This is a genomic window from Microvirga antarctica (assembly GCF_017921815.1).
Lineage (GTDB): Bacteria > Pseudomonadota > Alphaproteobacteria > Rhizobiales > Beijerinckiaceae > Microvirga > Microvirga antarctica.
Genome location: NZ_JAGEMM010000009.1, coordinates 1 through 19300, shown reverse-complemented (window position 1 = coordinate 19300; position 19300 = coordinate 1). Strand labels below are relative to the sequence as shown.

Below are 19300 nucleotides of genomic sequence, written 5' to 3'. Positions count from 1 at the left end.
TCCGGTCTCCCCTGATGTTGCGATAATCGCGAACTGGTACTGGTCGGCACGGCCCGATTGAAATGTTGCTTTAGAGTCGTTCGTCGAGTTGAGGGTCGAGCGCGTCACGCAAGCTGTCGCCAAGGACATTGAAAGCCAGAATGACAAGGGCGATCGCAACTCCAGGTATCAGCGAAATGGCCCAGGACTGGCTGATGTATTTGCGGCCGTCACTGATCATTCCGCCCCATGTGGGAGTGGGTGGCTGCACGCCGAGGCCTAGAAAGCTCAGCGTCGCCTCCAGGAGGATCATCCGCGCAATCTCGAAGCTCGCATAAACGATGATTGCCGACATTATGTTCGGAAGGATGTGTTGGCTCATGATGCGCACCCGACTGGCGCCGATCGACCGTGCGGCATCGACGAATTCGAGATGGCGAACAGTCAAAACCGAGCCGCGGACCACGCGTGCAAAACGGGGCCAACCGGACAATCCCATCACGATTATCAGGTTGGTCAAGGAGGGCCCTACGACCGCCACGACAGCGATGACCAAGAGAATCAGAGGAAATGCGAGCTGAATATCGATCAGTCTCAGGATAATCGCATCCGTCTTGCCGCCGTAGAAGCCGGCGGCGAGACCTGCCGCCACGCCCACGAGCCCTGAAACCGACACTGCGAACAGACTGACCAGAACTGTAATGCGAGTTCCCTCGATGATCCGCGAGAGGGTGTCCCTGCCGAGCTGGTCGGTCCCAAGCCAGTACCCAGGAACACCGCGCTCAGACCAGGCTGGTGGTACAAGTCGAAGCGATAGATCCTGCGCGAAAGGGTCTCGCGGGGCAACAAGCCCGGGGACGAGCGAGCAGATGACAACAAGGACGAGAATCGCCAAACTGATCTTCGCGGGCCAGGATTCGATCACCCGTGATGCAACCAGTCTGAAACGACTGATGGGGATCTCATCTGCCGGAGTGAGCAGGCGCGAAGTGTCGGTCAATTCGTTTGGTTGAGCCATCTGTTCTTACCGGTAACTGATGCGCGGGTCGAGGACTGCGTAAAGCAGATCGACGATGAGGTTCACCGCGACAAAGATGACCGCAAAGACAAAAACGACCGCCTGAACCACCGGGAAATCACGCGCGTAAATCGCCTGAATTGCGAGTCGACCGACGCCAGGCCACGAGAAGATCGTTTCCGTCACCACCACTCCTCCCAACAACAGGCCTACCTGCAGACCGATGACGGTGAGAACAGGAATGAACGCATTGCGCAAAGCGTGCAGCCACACCACCTTCGTTTCTGAAACACCTTTGGCACGCGCCGTGCGCACATAGTCCTGTTTCAGCACGTCCAACATGCAGGACCGTGTCACGCGCGCAATGAGCGCCACCAGATTGAAGGCCAGCGTTGCGGCAGGAAGCACCAACTGGCCGAGACTGCCCCTTCCTCCGGTCGGCAACCACCGCAGCCAGACCGCAAAGACGATGATGGCCACCACTCCCAAGAAGAAGGACGGCACCGCCTGACCGAGCAGGGTCACCAATCGGATTGAAACGTCCGTGCTCGTTCCACGCCACACGGCCGCAACTACACCGGCTGGTATTCCCAAAAGAAGCGCCAGAGCCATCGTTGCGGCCGCGAGTTCGGCCGTGGCGGGAAGGCGCTCCAGCACCAACGTCATGGCTGGCTGTCCAAACCGAAGGGATGCGCCGAAATCTCCCACAACAGCGTTGCCGGCAAACCGAACGAATTGGGTCCATAAGGGCTGGTCGAGACCGTGCACGATGCGAAAAGCCTCGCGGGCTTCGTCGGTCGCATTCGGCGGTAGCATCAGGTCGGTGGGATCACCGCTCAGACGCGTCAGCAAGAAGGTAATCACCAGGATGCCGACCAGCACCGGTATTGTGAGAAGGAGGCGTCGCGCGATATAGGCTCCCATGAGCGATGACTCCTTCTCCGCTTCGTCGTCCGAAGTTCGGGCTTCGGCAGGGTCTCAACCAAAGTCGCGCACCACGCGGATCCGGAAGCATCCGTGGCGATGAGCGTTTCAGGGCTTGAGAGAAACGTTCTGCAGGAAGAACCTCTGGTCGCCCCGCGGCACGATACCTTCAAGCTTGTTGCTGACGCCGTAGAAATCGTATCCCCCGAAGAGAAACACGACCGGGGCCTCATCATGCATGAGCTGTGCAGCTTTCCGGTAGATGGCCGCGCGTTTGTCGCGGTCGACCTCTTTCGCGCCAGCATCGATCAATTCGTCGAGAGCTGCGTTCCGAATGTAGGAGTAGCGCCAGGTGGAGCGATATTGGGCGAGTTGGAAATCAGGATCGTCGAGAGGCGCAAGTCCAAGATAGGCCAGGGGCCAAAGCTCACGGGCGCGAAGCTGGCGAAGAAATTCACCAGGTTCCAGCGAAGTCATCTTCGCACGCACCCCCACTTTCGCAAGCATTCCGGCGATCGCTTCAGACACTTCCCTGTCTTGAGCGTAGCGTCCTGACGGAAACTTGAAAACGATCTCGAAACCATTAGCAAATCCTGCATCACGCAGGAGCGCCTTCGCCTTTTCCGGATCATAGGGATAATCCTTGAGCGAAGGATCGAAGCCGAGTTGCTCTTTTCGCAGCAATTGTCCGTTAAGCGCAAAGGCACGTCCGGCGAACAGATTATCGATGATAGCCTTCTTGTCGATCGCATAGTTCAGGGCCTGCCGCACCCGCTTGTCGGCGAGTGGGCTCCCATGCTCTTCAAGCGATGATTGGATCAGCTGGAAGATTCGATAACTGGGAGTCTCCACCACCTTCCGGTCAGGCTGGTTGTTGATTTCCTCGATAGCCGAGATCGGAATATTGGTAGCAAGATCATATTCACCCGTAACGAACCCTGCGACCCGCGACGTGTCATCGGGGACGGGACGCCAGATGATCCGGTCTATGCCGGACGGACCTTTACCCCAGTAGGCGCTGTTTCGTTCCATCACCAGGCGATTGTCCTTGACCCATTCGGTCAACTTGAATGGTCCTGTCCCCACCGGTTTCTGCCCGAACGCCTCAAGGCCGATTTTGGCCCAGTAATCGGGCGGAGTGACATAGACCTGGGTCAGCATCAATTCGAACGGCGGATAGGGATGCTTCGTGTGCACCGCGACCGTCAGGTCGTCGATCTTCTCCACCTTGTCCAGCGCCGCTGCATAATTCGCGTAGGCTGGCGCCTGCTTCGGGTCCATAAAGACCCGGAAACTGTGCACCACGGCGTCTGCATTCATTGGCTCGCCATTGCTGAAGCTGACATTGCCCCGCAACGTCAGCTTCATCGTGGTCGGTGAGGTTTGCTCCCACTTCTCGGCGAGCAATCCTTCGTTCTTCCCGGTTGCCGGGTTGGTCCACAGAAGCGACTCGACAATCGCGCCTCCCGCATTGAGATTATCCGACGCGGTCGTTCCATTGGGCCAAAGCGTCTGCGGATCGAAGCCCTGAGCGATCGTCAGGGTTTTGGGCGCCTGGGCCCGAGCTGCGGGCGCTAGGCCGGCAGCCGCAAGCAAAGCGGAGGCGACAAGGAGCGAACGTAGTGCTTTGTGCATGGATAATCTCCCGTTGCGGCGCGTGATCCGAAGCTGACCCCTGAGATGGACCGTGTTGTAATTTTTTTTATGATACGCAGCGTCAATGAATTTACAAACAGATTTTTCACTTTATTCTCGCATTCTGTAGCTGGAGGTGAGGGAACGTTGTCCGAAAGAGCACAAGTGCGTGTCGAGCCAGCCAGCGGCGAACCGACGAATCTAGCGCTCGGCGAGCGGATCCGCCATTTGCGCAAGGCGCGCGGGAAATCTCTCAAGGATCTCTCCATCGAGACGGGCCTCTCCATCAGCTTCGTCAGCCAGATCGAACGCGGGCTATCTTCAGCGTCTGTGCGGACCCTTGCGCGTCTCGCCGATGCGCTCGAGGTTGGAATTGGAGAGTTGTTCGGACCGGCAGACGACGAAGTCGATGCCCATCATCGTATCGTTGCACGCCCGGCGGAGCATAAGAGTCTGGAAATGCCGAGCACCGGCGCGGAGAAGCGGTGGATTACGCCGTTCGAACAGATACCGCGACTGGACCTCTACCTGATCTCGCTGGAGCCGGGAGGAAGCTCCGGTGACGAAGCGTACGTCCACGACGGTGAAGAGGCGGGAATGATCCTGGAGGGGGGAATGGAGCTCATCGTCGACGGACGCAGGCACGTGCTTGGGGAGGGCGACACCTTCCGCTTTTCTAGCCACAGACCGCATCGCTTTCTGAACGCCGGATCTCGAACTGCGCGCATCCTATGGGTTAATTACCGCGACATGCCGGCCTGACGCGGCCGTCGCCACCTTTGTTCCAGCATCCATCACGGGGGAAACTTGATGTCTTTGCAGACCGCCACTATGCCCACCCGCCAGCCGTTGATTGTTGACGGCCTCAACTGCGCAGCGGTAACGCGCGAACAGTTCGAGCGGACGCTGCAGGGAGGAATCTCGGCGATAAATCTCACCGCCGTGGAGCCATGGTCGGATTTGCCAAAGAGCCTGAAGGAGCTTGAGGCCAATCTCGCCGCCATCGAGGCAATGGACGACATCGCATTGGTGGTCCGATCGGTCGACGATATCACCACGGCGCATCGAGAGGGCAAGCTCGGAGTGATTGTCGGCGCGCAGAACTCGCTGATGGTCGCAGACGATGTCGCGCTGCTTGCAACATTCAAGCGGCTCGGGATGCGGATCTTGCAACCCACCTACAACGAGCCCTCCGTTTTCGGGCAAGGAGCGCCTGATATGGGCGAGGCCGATAAGGGAATCACCGAGGCCGGTCGGGCCTGGGTCGCCGAGATGCATCGTCAACGCCTTCTCATCGACCTATCCCATTGCGGGCACCGCACGAGCGCAGACTATCTGGCTGAATCGAAGGAACCTGTCGTCTTCAGCCACGCCAACGCCTTCGCGGTCTGCCCAAGCCCCCGCAATAAACCGGATGATCTGCTTCGCGGAATCGCCAAGAACGGTGGTCTGATCGGCGCAGTTCTCTGGTCGCCCGCTGTGAAGCACGAGACAAGACCGACATTGAGCGATTATCTCGACCACGTGGATCACATGGTGAATATCGCAGGTATCGAACACGTGGCCTTCGCAAGTGATATCGCTGAAGGTTACACACCGAATCGGGACAAATGGGAGAAGTCATTCGGCCCTCGGGGCCTTTATCCCAACATCACTGGTATCCTTGGATCCTGGTACGAATGGGACACCCGCCTCAACATCGATTTTCAGTCGATCGTCTCCACTCCGCGCGTCGTTGAAGGCCTGCGTCAGCGAGGCTACTCGGAAGCTGATGTGGAAAGGTTGATGTCTGGCAACTGGCTCCGGGTGCTAAAGGATGTTTGGAGCTAGCTCTCAATCAACGGTCGACGGGTGTCGCTCAGACCTAGCAGACAACCACTGCTGAATCGACGAAGCCAGGACAGGTGTTTCCGACAAGGCTGATCTTGCCGGATTCGGCCGATTTCTCGATAGGACGTGCCGACATTTCCGCGGTCGCGCGCAGCGGCTTGCGATCGTTGTGACGAACCAGGAACCCAACCATCCTACAAATTTTACGGAAACGCCGAACCGGCATCACTCGCGTTATGCTGCGGCCAAGCAGTTCGACGAGATCTCGCCGACAGTCCGGACACCGGTCAGCGCCATCGCTACCCGCATTTCCCGCTCCAGAAGATCGAGAAGGTTGAGCACGCCAGCCTCGCCGGCAGTCGCCAGCGCGTAAACAAAAGGTCGACCGATCATGACCGCATCGGCGCCCAGCGCGATCATCCGGATGATGTCGAGACCCGAGCGCACACCCGAATCAGCAAAAAGTGTCAGTCTACCCTTCACTACCTCTGCGATCGCCGGCAGCGCGCGGGCACTTGAAAGGACGCCATCGAGCTGGCGTCCGCCGTGGTTAGAGACGACTATGCCGTCCGCACCGAATGCGAGTGCTTCCTTTGCATCGGCAGGATCGAGGATCCCTTTGATGATCATCGGCCCCTGCCAGAAGTCCCTGATCCATTCGAGATCCTTCCACGAAATCGAAGGATCAAAATTTTCCGCCAACCACGCAATGTAATCTGTCAGCCCGATGGTCTTCTGCAGGTAAGATGAGATGTTGCCGAGGTCGTGTGGCCGTCCGCGAACGCCGACATCCCATGCCCATGCCGGATGAGCCATCGCTTGAAGAATGCGCCGTGCCGGGCCGGCCGGGCCGGACATCCCGGAATGCCTATCGCGGTACCGCGCGCCTGGCACAGGCATGTCGACGGTAAAGACGAGCGTCTCGACACCAGCGGCCTTCGCCCGCTCAAGCACATTCTTCATGAAACCGCGATCTTTCAGCACATAGAGTTGAAACCAGATTCTCTGTGCCGTAGCGCGCTGGACTTCCTCGATTGAACAGACGGCGACAGTCGAAAGTGTGAAGGGAACGCGCTTTCGCTCTGCTGCTTTGGCGGCCTGGACTTCACCTCGCCGCGCATACATCCCTGCGAGACCTACGGGCGCGATGACGACCGGCATCGCAATACTCTGAGCAAGCAGCAGGGTTTCCGTGCTGACGCCGGAGACATCTCGCAGCACGCGCTGGCTGAGCGCGATGGACGCGAGGTCGTCCACATTCCGGCGCAACGTCGTCTCGGCGTAGGCACCCCCATCCGCGTAGTGAAACAGAAATGGAGGCAGGCGACGCCTCGCGGCGGCGCGGTAGTCATTGGGTCCAGAAATGATCATCAGCGCTAATCAGCCATGCATTAAAGCGAGACAAGATACTTTACACAAATGTACGCTCATCCATCGCTGCATGAGAGTGTCAAATCGCAGGAAGAGTTTTAGAATCGGTCATGCCGCGCTTCAATTGATGAACGAGGCGGTGCCGCTTTACGATCGAGATCCCTGGTTTACAACGGCGATAGCATCGATTTCGATGAGGTATTCCGGCAACGCGAGAGCAGCGACGACGATCAATGTGGATGCCGGCAGATGGGGCGCGTGGAAATACTTCAGTCGGATATCGTTGACAATATTTCGATGCGCTCGATCGGTGATATAGGTGGTTGTCATGACGATATCGTTCATGCTTCCGCCGGCTTCTTCGACCACCTTACGCATATTCTCGAAACACTGGATGGTCTGTGCCGCGATGTCGCCCGAGCCGACAAGGCTACCGTCCGCCTCTCGCGAGATCTGGCCCGCAAGCCACACCACGTCGCCTGTTCGAACGCCATAGGAATAGGCAGCGTTCCGCGCGCGCGCCGTGTTGAGTCCAGGCGGCATCAGATATTGGCGATCGCCATCCACGGGTAGGCCGTTGACCGGATGCATAACTCCGTCTCCTTCAAACTTCTGCGATAACGGTGGCCCAGCAACTGTCGATGCCTTCGATGAAGAGCGGGATCGCGCTCAGGCTCTTCGGAGTTGGCAGGTCTGCTGGGAGATTCAGATCTTCGATGATCATGCGGTCGGTGCGCGGCTGGTTGGGGTTTAACCAGAGCCGATGCGTCTCATGATTTTCGTCATAGCGTTTCATGGCGCCAAGCGAGACGTTGTCGAAGCCGATTGCTCTCAGGCTCGGAAAGCGCTCCAACAGGTAACGGATCGCGTCGGGGCTGATGCCTGGATTGCTGCTGGTGTAGCGCTCGGGATCGGTCCGGCGGATCTCGGTCCATCCGCTCCTGACCAAAATCACGTCCGGATCGACGAGATCAGCGGTCGCGACCTGCATCGCTTCGAGCGAGGCCAGGTCCGAGTCGCCCATCGGGATGTCGATGAGCGCAGGCCTTTCGAAGAAGAAGCTGTCCAAAGGAAACTCATGCAGCTTTTTCCAGGAATCGTCGGCATGGTTCGGGCCGTCGATATGGGTGCCGTGATGGTTCCACATTTCGAGCCGGTAGCTGTTGAACAGATCGCCGCGCTCGATAAGCCGGACCCCATACATCACGATTGGAGGGCTGAAGCGGTACGTTGGCGTATTCTGACTGAAGGGATAGGACAGGAGCCTGCGCATCGGATCTCCGGAGGCTAAGATTGATTGGCGGGGATTGGCTGAGGATGGTCGAGTACCTCAGCATTGATGCATGATGACGGGCGACTGCCTTCAAGCAAATGATGCACGTGCTCCGCGGCCAGTAGAGCGGCGCGACGCATGGCTTCAGCGGTGATGCCGCCCATATGCGGCGTGAGAATTACGTTGGGCAGTGAGCGGAGCGGGCTCTCCGCAACGAGCGGTTCCTTCTCGAACACATCGAGCGCGGCGCCCGCGATGACTCCGTCACTCAAGGCGCGCCACAAGGCATGCTCGTCCACAACGCCGCCACGCGCCGTGTTGACAAGGAAGGCACTCCGCTTCATCCGCATCAGCGCATCGGTGTTGATGATGTTGCGCGTCCTGGGTGACAGGGGAAGGTGCAGAGAGATGAAATCCGATTTCCGCAAGAGCCTTTCGAAGTCGACATAGGATCCGTCGACCTCACGCGCGAAGGCCGGATCTTGTGTGACGTCGTATAGGAGCACCGCACAATCGAAGGCTCTCACCCGCCGCGCGACATGCCTCCCGATCGCCCCCGTCCCGACCAGCCCTACTGTCTTGCCTGAGAAATCGATGGCGTTGGGCCGCTGGAAGAGACCGCGATCAGCGATATCGGCGTGGGCCGGCACGATTCCGCGCGCCAGTGCGATCATCAACCCGACTGTGAGATCGGCGACCGCGCGGTCATTGGTGCCCAGCGTGGTACAGACCGCCACGCCCCGTTCGGTCGCTGCGGCAACATCGATCTCATCGTATCCGACGCCCGTCCGGGCGATGGCACGAAGGTCGGGCAAGCTCTCCAGGACGCGTCGGGAGTAAGGTTCGGGACCCGCAATGACACCGTGGACGCCCTGTAGTGCCGCGAGTACCTCGTCTTCGCTTGGCCGCGCCGAGAGCGTCCGAAATTCCGCCTGCCAGCCCCGGGCAGCGAAGCGCTCCAAGATGTCCGGGTATCGTGCTGTCTTGGAAACGATACAGACCTTCCGCACAGTCATCGCCTTTGAACCGATAGATGCAGGTCCGGGATTGGAACCTCCTGCATTGAATGGGAAGAGGGAAGCTGCCTGGCAGAGATCATTTTTTCTGCGTCAGATCGGCTGGCAGCGACTGTTTCACTCGTTCAGCACGCTCGAATGCGCTCATCACCACATTGCGCGTATCCGTGAGATGCTGCTCGATGATCACTGACGCCATGCCCGCATCATTGCGGCGATAAGCATCCACGATCTCGCGGTGCTCCGTTTGAGCCTTGGCGAGGTTGTCGACTTCCGTCATGAACACGCCGAGATACGGGCGGGCTATGGCCCACAGACTGACAATGATATGACAGAGTCGCGGCAGAGACGCGGCCTGATAAATCAGAAGATGGAAGTCCTGATTCAGACTGAGCCAAGCAGAGGTGTCGACCGTCTTGTCCATCTCGGCTATGAGCTGATCGAGCCGCTTCAGATCATTTTTGGTGAGATGTGATCCTGCCTCCCGGGCCGCGAGACTTTCCAGAACGATCCGTATGGCGAACGTCTCTCGGAGCTCGTCGATGGAGAGGGCCTTCACGACGGCTCCCCGATTCGGGGTGAAGGAAATTAGCCCTTCCGCTTCGAGCGCCCTGAGTACTTCGCGCACGGGGACGGGACTTACGTTGTAGTACTTGGCGAGCTTGTTGATGTTTAGCCGCTCGCCCGGCTGATACTGTCCGCCGAGAATGGCCTGGTGCAATTTCTGCCGCAGAATTTCCTGGAGCGAGCGGTATCCGAGATTCTCATCCATCTTGATCAACCCAATCATAATTATCGTAAATCATATTTGAAAGATTCTGTCAAATCATCTAATGTCCGCGGATTGCAGACTCAGGCTGAAATGTCGCGTCTGTGGCTCAACTTTACGGGGAAGACAATGGATCTGCCGGTCAATGCGTTCAAACGCGCCATTCAGTCCGATCACCAGCAAATCGGGATTTGGTGCAGCCTATGCTCGAACTATTCGACGGAAATTATCGCGGGCAGCGGATTCGACTGGCTACTCATCGACATGGAACATTCACCCAACGAGATCGATACGGTTTTCAATCAACTCCAGGCGGTCGCTCCTTATCCCACCCACCCGATCGTCCGAGTTCCCTGGAATGATATGGTTACGGTGAAAAGACTGCTCGATATTGGCGTCCAGACGCTTCTCTTTCCTTATATCCAGAACGCCGAAGAGGCTGCTATGGCCGTGGCCTATACCCGCTATCCGCCAGAAGGCGTGCGCGGCGTCGCGGCCGCCGTTCGCGCCAACCGCTTTGGCCGCGTCAGGAATTATCCTTCGCAGGCCGCCGAAGAGCTCTGCGTCCTGGTCCAGATCGAGAGCAAGGCCGCCTTGGACCAGCTGGAGGCTATCGCCAATGTCAAGGGCGTCGACGGCGTGTTCATCGGCCCGGCCGACTTACATGCCTCGTTCGGTTTGAATGGTGAAGTCGAAAACCCGACTATTGTCCCGCTGATCGAGAATGCGATGCGTCGTATCCGCGCCTTCGGAAAAGCTCCCGGAATCGTGACTGCCAATGAGGAACTGGCACGACTTTATATCGAGGCCGGCTGTCTCTTTACGGCTGTCGGTTCCGACGTCGGTCTTCTGGCGCGCGGATCGGAAAAGCTCTGCAGTGCATTCAAAGATCCTGTGAGGAATGGATAGCAGCCTTTTCCGAAACATGGCGGGTATCACCTATTGATCGAGCGACAGCGCGTACTCATAGGCCTGCGCTGTCTTATGCGGAGAGCAAAGATCACGCCTTGGAGGGAGCAACTGCTACATCGGCGCTACTTCGGCAGCGACCGAGTGCGTGGCTGTCGGACCTTGGGACCTTCATACCCGGGCCCACCGGGCGCCAAGAGGGTATATCGCTGGACCGCAGCGGGCGTGCGAAATCTATGGCCCATCGACACGGTCAACAGTCGCCCAGCGCCGATTTCTACCCGCCTGTTGGATCGCGTGCATGACCGCCTGGACCGCCAAACCGTCACGAAAGCCGGGAACGATCGTCGACCGATCTCCCTTGATCAGGCCGACGACGTGGGTGGCCAATTCGATGAAGGCAGCGAGCATCGGCGGGTGGCTTGCATCGGCAAGCCCATTGCCAAGAGATAGCTCCTGCAGTTTCATGGCGCCCCCGGCGGCGCCATAAAGAAGGCGCTCGTCGTTCTCGATCACGAGCGAACCTTTCGGCCCGTGGGCCTCAACACGGCTCCCACGTACGCCAGCGACAGCCGTGAGGCTGAGATTGATGACAGCCCCACTCTCCATCCTCAGGAGGACTGCTGTTGTGTCGTCGCTCGTCACAGCGCGCAATTCATTCGTATGAGAATCGGGACGGAATGGCACCCGGGCATCGAGTACCGAAGCGACCTCTACGATCGGACCGAACCACCACAGCAGGCAATCGATGTAGTGAGAACCCACCGCTCCGAGAATCCCCCCACCCTTCGTCTCGCTGGACCACCAATCGTACGGGCCAGGTTGCCCATTCGGGCCAAGGATGGCGTGCCACTGAATCTGAACCTGATGAGGCGTTCCGATATCACCGCGCCGGATGCGCTCCCGAAAGGCGGCGCGAACAGGGAGGAAGCGGAATTCATGGTTGACGGCGGCGATGACGCCCCGTCGTTCCGCCTCAGCCACCATCTCTCTCGCCTCTTGGACGTTCAGCGCCAGCGGCTTCTCGCAAAGCACATGAATCCCGCGCTCGATCGCCTCTAGAGCCATCGAATGGTGCAGGTAGGGCGGAGTCGCGATCGTGACGAGATCTGGCGCAACGGTTGCGAGCATCTCGCTGTAGTTATCGAACGCATTCGGGATCCCGTGGCGCTCTGCGATTGATTGCGCTCTGTTGCGACGGGAACTGACGATCGCGACGACGTCTACATCTCTAAGCAGACGAAACGCCGGAATATGAATGTTTGCACCAAAGCCCGTTCCGACAACGGCCACACGCAGTGTCATGAGCAGACTTCCTTATTGGGCGGTCAGGCCACCATCGACGGGCACAGTAGCGCCGGTCAGAAACCCCGCACCCGGGTCCAGCAGAAAGGCTACGGTTTCGGCGATTTCGCGCGGCAATCCGATTCGTCCGATGGGGTGGCGCGAGCGCAAGGCGCTTTCCCGCTCGGGATGGGCACTAATGAATGCATCGATCAACGGTGTTTGAACAGCGCTCGGACAAATGCAATTGAAGCGGATCCGCTCAGGGGCATAGGTGACCGCTGCTGCTCGTGTAAGGGCTATTGCGCCGCCCTTGGAGGCGGCATAGCCGTGTGTCGCGACGCCGCCCGGCGACCCGACCAATCCCGCAACCGACGCGATGGTGACCGCCGAGGAAGGTGCGCCTTCGCGCAGAAGAGGCAGAGCACACCTGAGGCTGAAATAAACGCTGCTCAGATTGGCGGCAATAAGATTTGACCACACCTCGGGGTCCAACATCTCCACGGTCGAATCTCCAGCTTGGCCTGCGCCAAGACCGGCGGCCATCACCAGCCCTTGAATGGCTCCGCCGGTTGCAATCTCATCGAACGCAGCCTGGGTGCTTCTTAGATCCGTCAGGTCGGTCTCGATGATGGCGCCACCCGGCCGCCCGTTGGGTCGACGGTCCAGCCGAATGACCTCGTGACCTCTCTCGTCAAGCAGCTCGACCACGCTCTGGCCAATTCCTCCACATCCCCCGGTCACCACAATACGCATCGGCCCACTCTCCTGAAAAAAGGCTGCAGTGAAATCAGATCCATTGAAGAATCTTCTTGAATTTCAAATATCATATGTGAAATATGTTAGCAAGCTGGCGCAACAGAGGGCGCCTTCTGTGCGACATGGCTCGTCAACCAGCCGGAGGAGAAGCAGATGATCGTGAATTCGAATGACAGATTGCGCGTTCGCCGATACGTCCTGGCGCTGTGTCTTGCGCCGATCTTCGGAGCTTCAAGCGCAGGGGCGCAAGGCAATGTGAGCTGCGCCGACGCTGCCACCCAAGGCGCCGGAGGGCCTGACATCACGATAGGCGTCAATGGCGGGTTTACAGGGCCATCGGCGAGCTTCAGTCAGGGAATGAAACGCGGCATCGAAATCTGCACCAAGGAATACAACGATGCGGGTGGCTATAAGGGCCGCAAGGTCGAGATGATCTATCTGGACGACCAGGCCAAACCAGAAGTTGCGATCAACAATATCAGCCGCTTCATCCAACGTGACAAGGTTGTCGGTATCCTGGGTCCGGTCAATTCCGGCAATGCGCTCGCGTTCCTGCCCAAGACAGAAGAGGCCGAAACGCCCGTTATCGTGCCCATCGCTTCATCGGTTGGCATTGTCTATGTGGATGCTGACGGCAAGCCAGTCGCCAATTCCACGGCACCGGGTGCAAAGCCGCGCAAGTATACTTTCCGCACGTCCATGCAAGACGACTTCCAGATCGAAACCGTGCTGGCCTACGCCAAGCAGGCGGGCTGGGACGCGATTGGAATCATGCACGATACTTCCGGTTACGGATCGCAGGCGAAAGCCACCGCCCAACGGATCATCGCCGGCCAGGGCCTGAAGATTCTCGCGACGGAAACCTACAATGTTGGCGACACCGACATGACCTCGCAGCTTCAGAAGATGAAATCCGCCGGCGTGAAGCAGATCATCAATTTCGGACTGGCAGCGGAGCTTGCCGGTCTTCTCCGAAGCGCTCAGAAAATTGACTACAAGGTCCAATGGGCCGGTCCCTGGGGATACGCAGATCCTGCGGTCGGACGCCTCGCGGGCCAAGAGTTGATGGAGGGTGTGCTGGCAGTCGCTTCATTCACAATCGATAGCAGCCCGGCTGCCGCTGACTTCCATCAGAAGATGCTCAAGTCCTTCAACGAAAACCCCTTCCCGATGACCGCCGCGCTCGGCTACGACGCGGCCAAGCTCATGTTGACGGCACTTGCCAAGTCAGGCCCCGATCAGGTCAAACTCAGGGACGCTATCGAAACACTCGAGGGTTTCAGCGGCGTCTCCTCAATCCCCTCGCGTCCTTTCTCTCCCACTCGTCATCATTCGCTCGACTCCAACGACATGTTCGTCGCCACGTGGCGCAATGGCGATCTCGTCAAAGCCAAGTAGCAGGCTCACTCGCTGGCGTTCGCGATAAAAATCGGACGCCAGCTCTTACAGATCTTGATGAGAGTGGGAGGGGCATTTGGATCTCGCGTCCATAGCCGAAATGCTGGCACAAGGATTGCCGCAGGCCATCGTAAGTGGGTTGGTCTATGGCAGCATCTATGCGCTGGTCGCCCAGGGCTATTACGTCACCTTTTCGACGACCGACACTCTGAACTTTGCCCAAGGCGACTTTCTCATGATCGCCGCCATGCTGAGCTTCACGGTGCTCGGAGGGTTAGCGCTGTCAGGCGTATCCCTGTGGCTCGCCCTCCTGGCGGCGATCGCTGTGGTCGTTGTCGTGCTGGCGCTGATGGGAATAGCCGTCGAGCGCATCGCCATTCGGCCCCTCCGAGGAATCTTCTCGTTCGGCTGGATTCTCAGCACGGTGGGCGTGGCTGTGATCCTGCGGCAGATGGCGGAAATCATCTGGGGGCGCGAGCATATGCGCGTTCCCTCGGTTTTCGGGGACGTTCCGATACGGCTGAATCTTGGGACGGTCCAAATCGGGATCCTGCCGCAGGAAGTCTTTATCCTTGCAGCGTCCCTCGGCGCGATGATCGCGGTATTATTCTTCTTGAAGAAGTCGCGCCTTGGAAAGGCGATGGCGGCCGTCGCGTTCAATGCGCCGGCTGCAGCGCTGATGGGGATCAACGTGCGCCACATCGTCGTCCTTTCCTACGCTTTGTCCAGCGTCCTCGCGGGCTTGGCCGGCGTACTCGTTGCGCCAGTCCTCTTCGCCCACGCGCATATGGGAACTCTCCCCGGATTGAAAGCCTTTGCAGTCGGCATCATTGGGGGTCTGGGCAATCCTGTTGGTATTCTGGTCGTCGGTCTTGCTCTTGGTATCGTGGAATTTGTGGTCGCGATCTTCAATGCATCGCTCCGGGATGCGGTCACGTTCCTGATTTTGATCGCCATCCTTGCTTGGCGTCCGATGGGTTTGTTCGATAAATCCGGCCGCGAGAAGGTATAACCTATGGTTTCCCATTTGATGAAGGTCGAAGTGCAGAAGCGAGGGTTCGAGCCAAATGGCGGGATTCTCCGAAAGCGATTGAACCTGCCGATTTTTAACGACGTCTCCATCGGACAAATCGGGCTTTTTCTCCTGGCAATCGTCGGCATTGTGGTAGCACCGCTCGCGCTCTCCGATGGATATTTTCAGCAGATCCTCCAAACGATCGCCTATTACAGCATCGCTGCAATCGGCCTGAATATCCTCGTCGGTTATCAGGGACAGGTGTCGCTTGGCCATGGCGCTCTGTTCGCGATCGGAGCCTATGCATCCGCTCTCCTGACGACGAGCCTCGGCATATCCGTTTGGTTGGCCTTCGCGCTCTCGACGGCGATCGCTGCACTGGCTGGCTTCCTGATTGGCCTTCCGACGCTCCGGGCACGAGGTCACTTCCTTGCGATGGTCACGATCGCATTGGCAATCGTCACGTTCGTTATCGCGCAGACGTGGACGGATCTTACGGGCGGTCCTGCTGGTTTAGGGGGAATCCCGCGGCCCGATTGGTTCGGAACCACGATGGGGTCGCTCCGAAAGTTTCGTCCCTTTGGAGCAGACGGCCCGATCCTGACCGGACAGGTCCTCTACTTCTGGGTCTGCGCAGGCTTTCTCGTTCTCGCGCAGCTTCTGGCTATCAATCTGCTGACAGGAAACTGGGGACGAACCGTGAGCGCCGTCCGACAGTCCGAGATAGCGGCGGAATCTGTCGGCGTTTCTGTATACCGAGTAAAGCTCGCGACATTCACGTTGAGTGCGGCATTTGCTGGCCTTGCCGGCTCGCTGTTCGCGCATCAGCAGGAATACATCGTCTCGGATACGTTTACGTTCGAAAAGTCCGTGGAGTTTCTCGTGTTCGTCATTCTGGGCGGAGCCCGCAGCCTATTTGGCCCACTGATTGGAACGGCAGTCCTCGTCGTGCTGCCTGAAGCGTTGAAGACTGTGAGCGCATACGGGATCCTTCCAAGCTCGGACTTGACGATACAAGTTACACTCTTGGTTCTTGCCCTTTTCGGTTCCCTGGGTTTGTTTGTTTTTGCCAGACAAGGAGGAGGGATCCGTTCGCTTCGATTTGTTTCTGGCGTCGCAGTTGTCGTCGGTCTTATCGGCTTCATGCTGGTCACGCCGCAGATCGTCGAGCACTATCTGCTCGTCTACGGGGTGCTTCTAATCCTGTTCCTGATCACGATGCCGACAGGTATGGCAGGGTTTCTGTCCGGCTTCTTTTACTTCGGTCGAAAGACCTTGTCGAAAGCGGATTGGCAGCCTCGTTTCGACGCTCGTCTCACCGGCGAGGTTGAGAATCCCATTGTCGCTGCACCATCGCGCGATGAGCTCGTGATCAATGACGGACGGATGAATTTTGGCGGCGTTAAGGCACTTGACGGTATTACCCTCGTCGTGAAGCCCGGCACGGTTCATGGGCTTATCGGCCCCAACGGTTCGGGTAAGAGTACGCTCGTCAACATCGTGACCGGCGTCTATGCGCCGACTGGAGGCCAGATTCGGTTGGGAGGGCGAAGGATCGATGGCTTGGCGCCATTCCGAATCGCACGATTGGGGATTGCGAGAACCTTTCAGAACATTCAGCTCTTCAAGGACCTGTCGGTCTTGGACAATGTCATGATGGGCTTTTCCAAGCATCGCTCGGCGACGTTCTTCGACCAGGCACTTCGGACGCGACGCTTTGCCAGGGAAGAGCACGCGTTTCGTACACGCGCGCTTGAACTCCTCGAATTTCTTGAGATTCGCCACCTTGCACACGAAGAGGCGGAGTCACTTCCGTATGGCTTCCAGAGACTCGTCGAGATTGGCAGGGCGCTTGCAACGTCTCCCTCCATCCTGCTGCTCGACGAGCCCGCCGCAGGCATCAATTCGAGTGAGCTCGGCAGACTTGCCCGCGTCGTCGAACGTATCCGGGATGCCGGTGTGACTGTGTTGATCATCGAGCATCACATGGAACTGGTCATGGGGGTGTCAAGTCGGATCACTGCTCTCGATTATGGCCAGAAAATCGCCGAAGGTATTCCGGGTGACGTGCAGCGCAATGCCCGTGTCATCGACGCCTATCTCGGAAGCGCGGAGCATTCCTTTGCGGAGCTGAGGCGCTCCAAGATGTCAAAGACGGCGGAGTGACGACGATGAGCGCAGTCGACGAATACCCGACTGGTAAGGTTCCACTTCTTTCCGTGCGCAACCTCGTGGTCGAATACGGATACGTCCGAGCGCTCCACGGATTGTCCATCGATGTCCATCAAGGTGAAGTCGTCTGCCTGATTGGATCGAACGGCGCCGGCAAGAGCACCACCTTGAGAGCGATCTCAGGGATGATCCCATCCGCCGCGGGAAGCGTCACTTTCAATGGAGACGACATCACCGGCGTCCCGGGCCACGACATCGTCAAGATGGGTCTTGCCCACGTGCCAGAAGGCAGGCAGGTCTTCGGTGACCAGTCTGTCCACGATAATCTCATTCTCGGCGGCATTACCCTATCTCGTGACGAAGGACGGGCACGGGCCGAGCACGAACTCGACCGCTTTCCGATCCTGCGGCAGAGGCAGCATCAACGTGCCGGCACATTGTCCGGAGGCGAGCAGCAGATGCTCGCGATTTCCCGAGGTCTGATGATCCGTCCGCGGCTTCTGCTGCTCGACGAGCCGAGCATGGGCCTCGCGCCTCGGCTGGTGCATCAAGTCGGCGAGATCATTATCCAACTGCAGAAACAAGGCATGACGATCCTTCTGGTGGAGCAAATGGCAACTTTGGCGCTCGCGGTCTCCGACCGAGCTTACGTCATCCAGAACGGCGAGGTCCGGCTTTCCGGCCGGAGCGAAGAGATCGAGAATAATCCCGAAGTGGTGAGCGCGTATCTCGGTGGCTCTTCAACTTCAGATACGGTTCAGCAACATCAAAAGCCCGCCCAAAGTGGCAAGGAGCTCCAATGAACGCCAAGAGCAAGGAATTTCCTGTCCTGATGGTGACGGGCGGAAACCGCGGGATCGGTCGCGCGGTCGCCCTGGCAGCTGCTGCGGCCCGATATCGTATCGCCTTTACCTATCGGTCTGATCAACAGGCCGCGGAAAAGACCGTGGCGGCGATTGAATCCCTCGGAAGCGAGGCAATCGCCGTTTATGCCGATGTGGCGCGGCAAGACGATGTCAGGGCCGCCTTCGCCTCGGCCAAAGAGCGATTCGGCCGATTGGATGCGCTCGTCAACAATGCAGGCATTATCGGAGAGCCTCGGTCCATCATTGATGTAGATGAACAGCATCTTGATCTCGTGTTTCGAACGAACGTGTTCGGTGCCTTCTACTGCGTGGCGGAGGCGGTGCGGCAAATGTCGAAGCAGGCAGGTGGCGAAGGCGGGGTGATCGTCAACGTATCGTCCGCCGCCGCACGCCACGGCGGCATGCCGCAGGAAGCCCATTATGCTTCCTCAAAAGGCGCGATTGATAGCCTCACGCTCTCTCTTGCGAAGGAGCTCGCCCCGATGGGAATCCGCGTCAATGCTATCAGGCCGGGTCTAATCGACACGGCGATCCATTCCATTCATGGCGGCGACGAGGCTATCCGCAGGATGGCTCCCACAGTGCCGCTCGGCCGTGCTGGCACTGCGCAGGAGGTGGCCGACACGGTTCTCTTCCTGCTTCAGGACAAGTCGAGCTACATCCACGGTGCGCTGATCGACATCTCTGGGGGGCGTTAGCCAAAAGACCTGGATCAGCGCCACCGATCACCATACGCCCTCCATGTCGCCTGATATCGCCATACCTGCGGCATTCGACGACGCCATGTTGATCGGCGCTGCTGAACATGTTTTCGAAAGCGTAAGGAAAAATTCCGATGTTCGTTGTGTAGAACATCGCCGGGGCTGCGCCGGTAAACGTCACCCGGATCATCGCTCAGCCGATGTGTGAGCCTCTGAGTCTCAATCGCCGGAGCGGAAACCATTTCCCAATCACCCCTAGGGTCAGGACCCATTGATTTAAGATGCTCGATCTGATTCAGGTTCCGCAAGGAGACTGAGCATGAGCGACCTTTACTGGCTGACGGACGAGCAGATGGCACGGCTTCAGCCGTATTTCCCCAA

General features: G+C 58.4%; 18 protein-coding genes. 8 read left to right on the top strand and 10 right to left on the bottom strand.

The window, feature by feature from the left end; all coding sequences use genetic code 11:
• Positions 1–70 precede the first annotated feature (70 nt).
• The 3 genes from J4G32_RS20095 to J4G32_RS20085 form a co-directional block, all read right to left on the bottom strand.
• Positions 71–997, bottom strand: a complete 927-nt coding sequence (locus J4G32_RS20095) for an ABC transporter permease (RefSeq protein ID WP_210497350.1) — start codon at positions 995–997, stop codon at positions 71–73.
• A 6-nt stretch (positions 998–1003) separates the two neighbouring features.
• Entirely contained in the window at positions 1004–1921 is a 918-nt protein-coding gene (locus J4G32_RS20090) for an ABC transporter permease (RefSeq protein ID WP_210497349.1), read from the bottom strand.
• Between the two features lie 108 nt (positions 1922–2029).
• Positions 2030–3556 carry an ABC transporter substrate-binding protein gene (locus J4G32_RS20085; protein WP_210497348.1) on the bottom strand — a complete coding sequence of 509 codons (1527 nt, stop codon included), beginning with the start codon at positions 3554–3556 and terminating at the stop codon, positions 2030–2032.
• A gap of 45 nt (positions 3557–3601) precedes the next feature.
• Between J4G32_RS20085 and J4G32_RS20080 the strand changes: the two genes are divergently transcribed.
• Both J4G32_RS20080 and J4G32_RS20075 read left to right on the top strand, forming a co-directional pair.
• Positions 3602–4318, top strand: a complete 717-nt coding sequence (locus tag J4G32_RS20080) for a helix-turn-helix domain-containing protein (protein WP_246505387.1) — start codon at positions 3602–3604, stop codon at positions 4316–4318.
• Between the two features lie 48 nt (positions 4319–4366).
• Complete coding sequence (locus J4G32_RS20075; RefSeq protein WP_210497347.1) at positions 4367–5386, top strand: dipeptidase; 1020 nt, start codon at positions 4367–4369, stop codon at positions 5384–5386.
• 234 nt (positions 5387–5620) lie between these two features.
• Here J4G32_RS20075 and lldD read toward each other — a convergent pair whose 3' ends face one another.
• The 5 genes from lldD to J4G32_RS20050 form a co-directional block, all read right to left on the bottom strand.
• Positions 5621–6757: an FMN-dependent L-lactate dehydrogenase LldD gene (gene lldD / locus J4G32_RS20070; protein WP_210497346.1), complete on the bottom strand. Its 1137-nt coding sequence runs from the start codon at positions 6755–6757 to the stop codon at positions 5621–5623.
• A 147-nt stretch (positions 6758–6904) separates the two neighbouring features.
• Complete coding sequence (locus tag J4G32_RS20065) at positions 6905–7348, bottom strand: RidA family protein (protein WP_210497345.1); 444 nt, start codon at positions 7346–7348, stop codon at positions 6905–6907.
• Positions 7349–7361: 13 nt separating this feature from the next.
• Positions 7362–8030, bottom strand: a complete 669-nt coding sequence (locus J4G32_RS20060) for a cyclase family protein (protein WP_210497344.1) — start codon at positions 8028–8030, stop codon at positions 7362–7364.
• Positions 8031–8044: 14 nt separating this feature from the next.
• Positions 8045–9046: a phosphoglycerate dehydrogenase gene (locus tag J4G32_RS20055; protein ID WP_246505385.1), complete on the bottom strand. Its 1002-nt coding sequence runs from the start codon at positions 9044–9046 to the stop codon at positions 8045–8047.
• Between the two features lie 79 nt (positions 9047–9125).
• Positions 9126–9818 (bottom strand): GntR family transcriptional regulator, encoded by a 693-nt coding sequence (locus J4G32_RS20050; protein ID WP_210497342.1) that lies wholly within the window; start codon positions 9816–9818, stop codon positions 9126–9128.
• 126 nt (positions 9819–9944) lie between these two features.
• On the opposite strand from J4G32_RS20050, the gene J4G32_RS20045 reads away from it, so the two are divergent.
• Entirely contained in the window at positions 9945–10724 is a 780-nt protein-coding gene (locus J4G32_RS20045; RefSeq protein ID WP_210497341.1) for an aldolase/citrate lyase family protein, read from the top strand.
• A 234-nt stretch (positions 10725–10958) separates the two neighbouring features.
• Here J4G32_RS20045 and J4G32_RS20040 read toward each other — a convergent pair whose 3' ends face one another.
• On the bottom strand, positions 10959–12029 hold the full coding sequence (locus J4G32_RS20040; RefSeq protein ID WP_210497340.1) for a Gfo/Idh/MocA family protein: 1071 nt from the start codon (positions 12027–12029) through the stop codon (positions 10959–10961).
• Positions 12030–12041: 12 nt separating this feature from the next.
• Positions 12042–12764: an SDR family NAD(P)-dependent oxidoreductase gene (locus J4G32_RS20035; RefSeq protein ID WP_210497339.1), complete on the bottom strand. Its 723-nt coding sequence runs from the start codon at positions 12762–12764 to the stop codon at positions 12042–12044.
• Positions 12765–12920: 156 nt separating this feature from the next.
• Between J4G32_RS20035 and J4G32_RS20030 the strand changes: the two genes are divergently transcribed.
• From J4G32_RS20030 to J4G32_RS20010, 5 genes are all read left to right on the top strand, one after another.
• Positions 12921–14165 (top strand): ABC transporter substrate-binding protein, encoded by a 1245-nt coding sequence (locus tag J4G32_RS20030; protein WP_210497338.1) that lies wholly within the window; start codon positions 12921–12923, stop codon positions 14163–14165.
• A gap of 76 nt (positions 14166–14241) precedes the next feature.
• Entirely contained in the window at positions 14242–15177 is a 936-nt protein-coding gene (locus J4G32_RS20025) for a branched-chain amino acid ABC transporter permease (RefSeq protein ID WP_210497337.1), read from the top strand.
• Positions 15178–15195: 18 nt separating this feature from the next.
• The gene (locus tag J4G32_RS20020; RefSeq protein WP_210497336.1) at positions 15196–17346 is read left to right on the top strand and encodes a branched-chain amino acid ABC transporter ATP-binding protein/permease; all 2151 of its coding nucleotides are present in this window, start codon (positions 15196–15198) and stop codon (positions 17344–17346) included.
• A 5-nt stretch (positions 17347–17351) separates the two neighbouring features.
• The gene (locus J4G32_RS20015; protein WP_210497335.1) at positions 17352–18155 is read left to right on the top strand and encodes an ABC transporter ATP-binding protein; all 804 of its coding nucleotides are present in this window, start codon (positions 17352–17354) and stop codon (positions 18153–18155) included.
• Entirely contained in the window at positions 18152–18916 is a 765-nt protein-coding gene (locus tag J4G32_RS20010; protein ID WP_210497334.1) for an SDR family oxidoreductase, read from the top strand. Before J4G32_RS20015 ends, J4G32_RS20010 begins: the two co-directional genes overlap by 4 nt.
• Positions 18917–19300 lie beyond the last annotated feature (384 nt).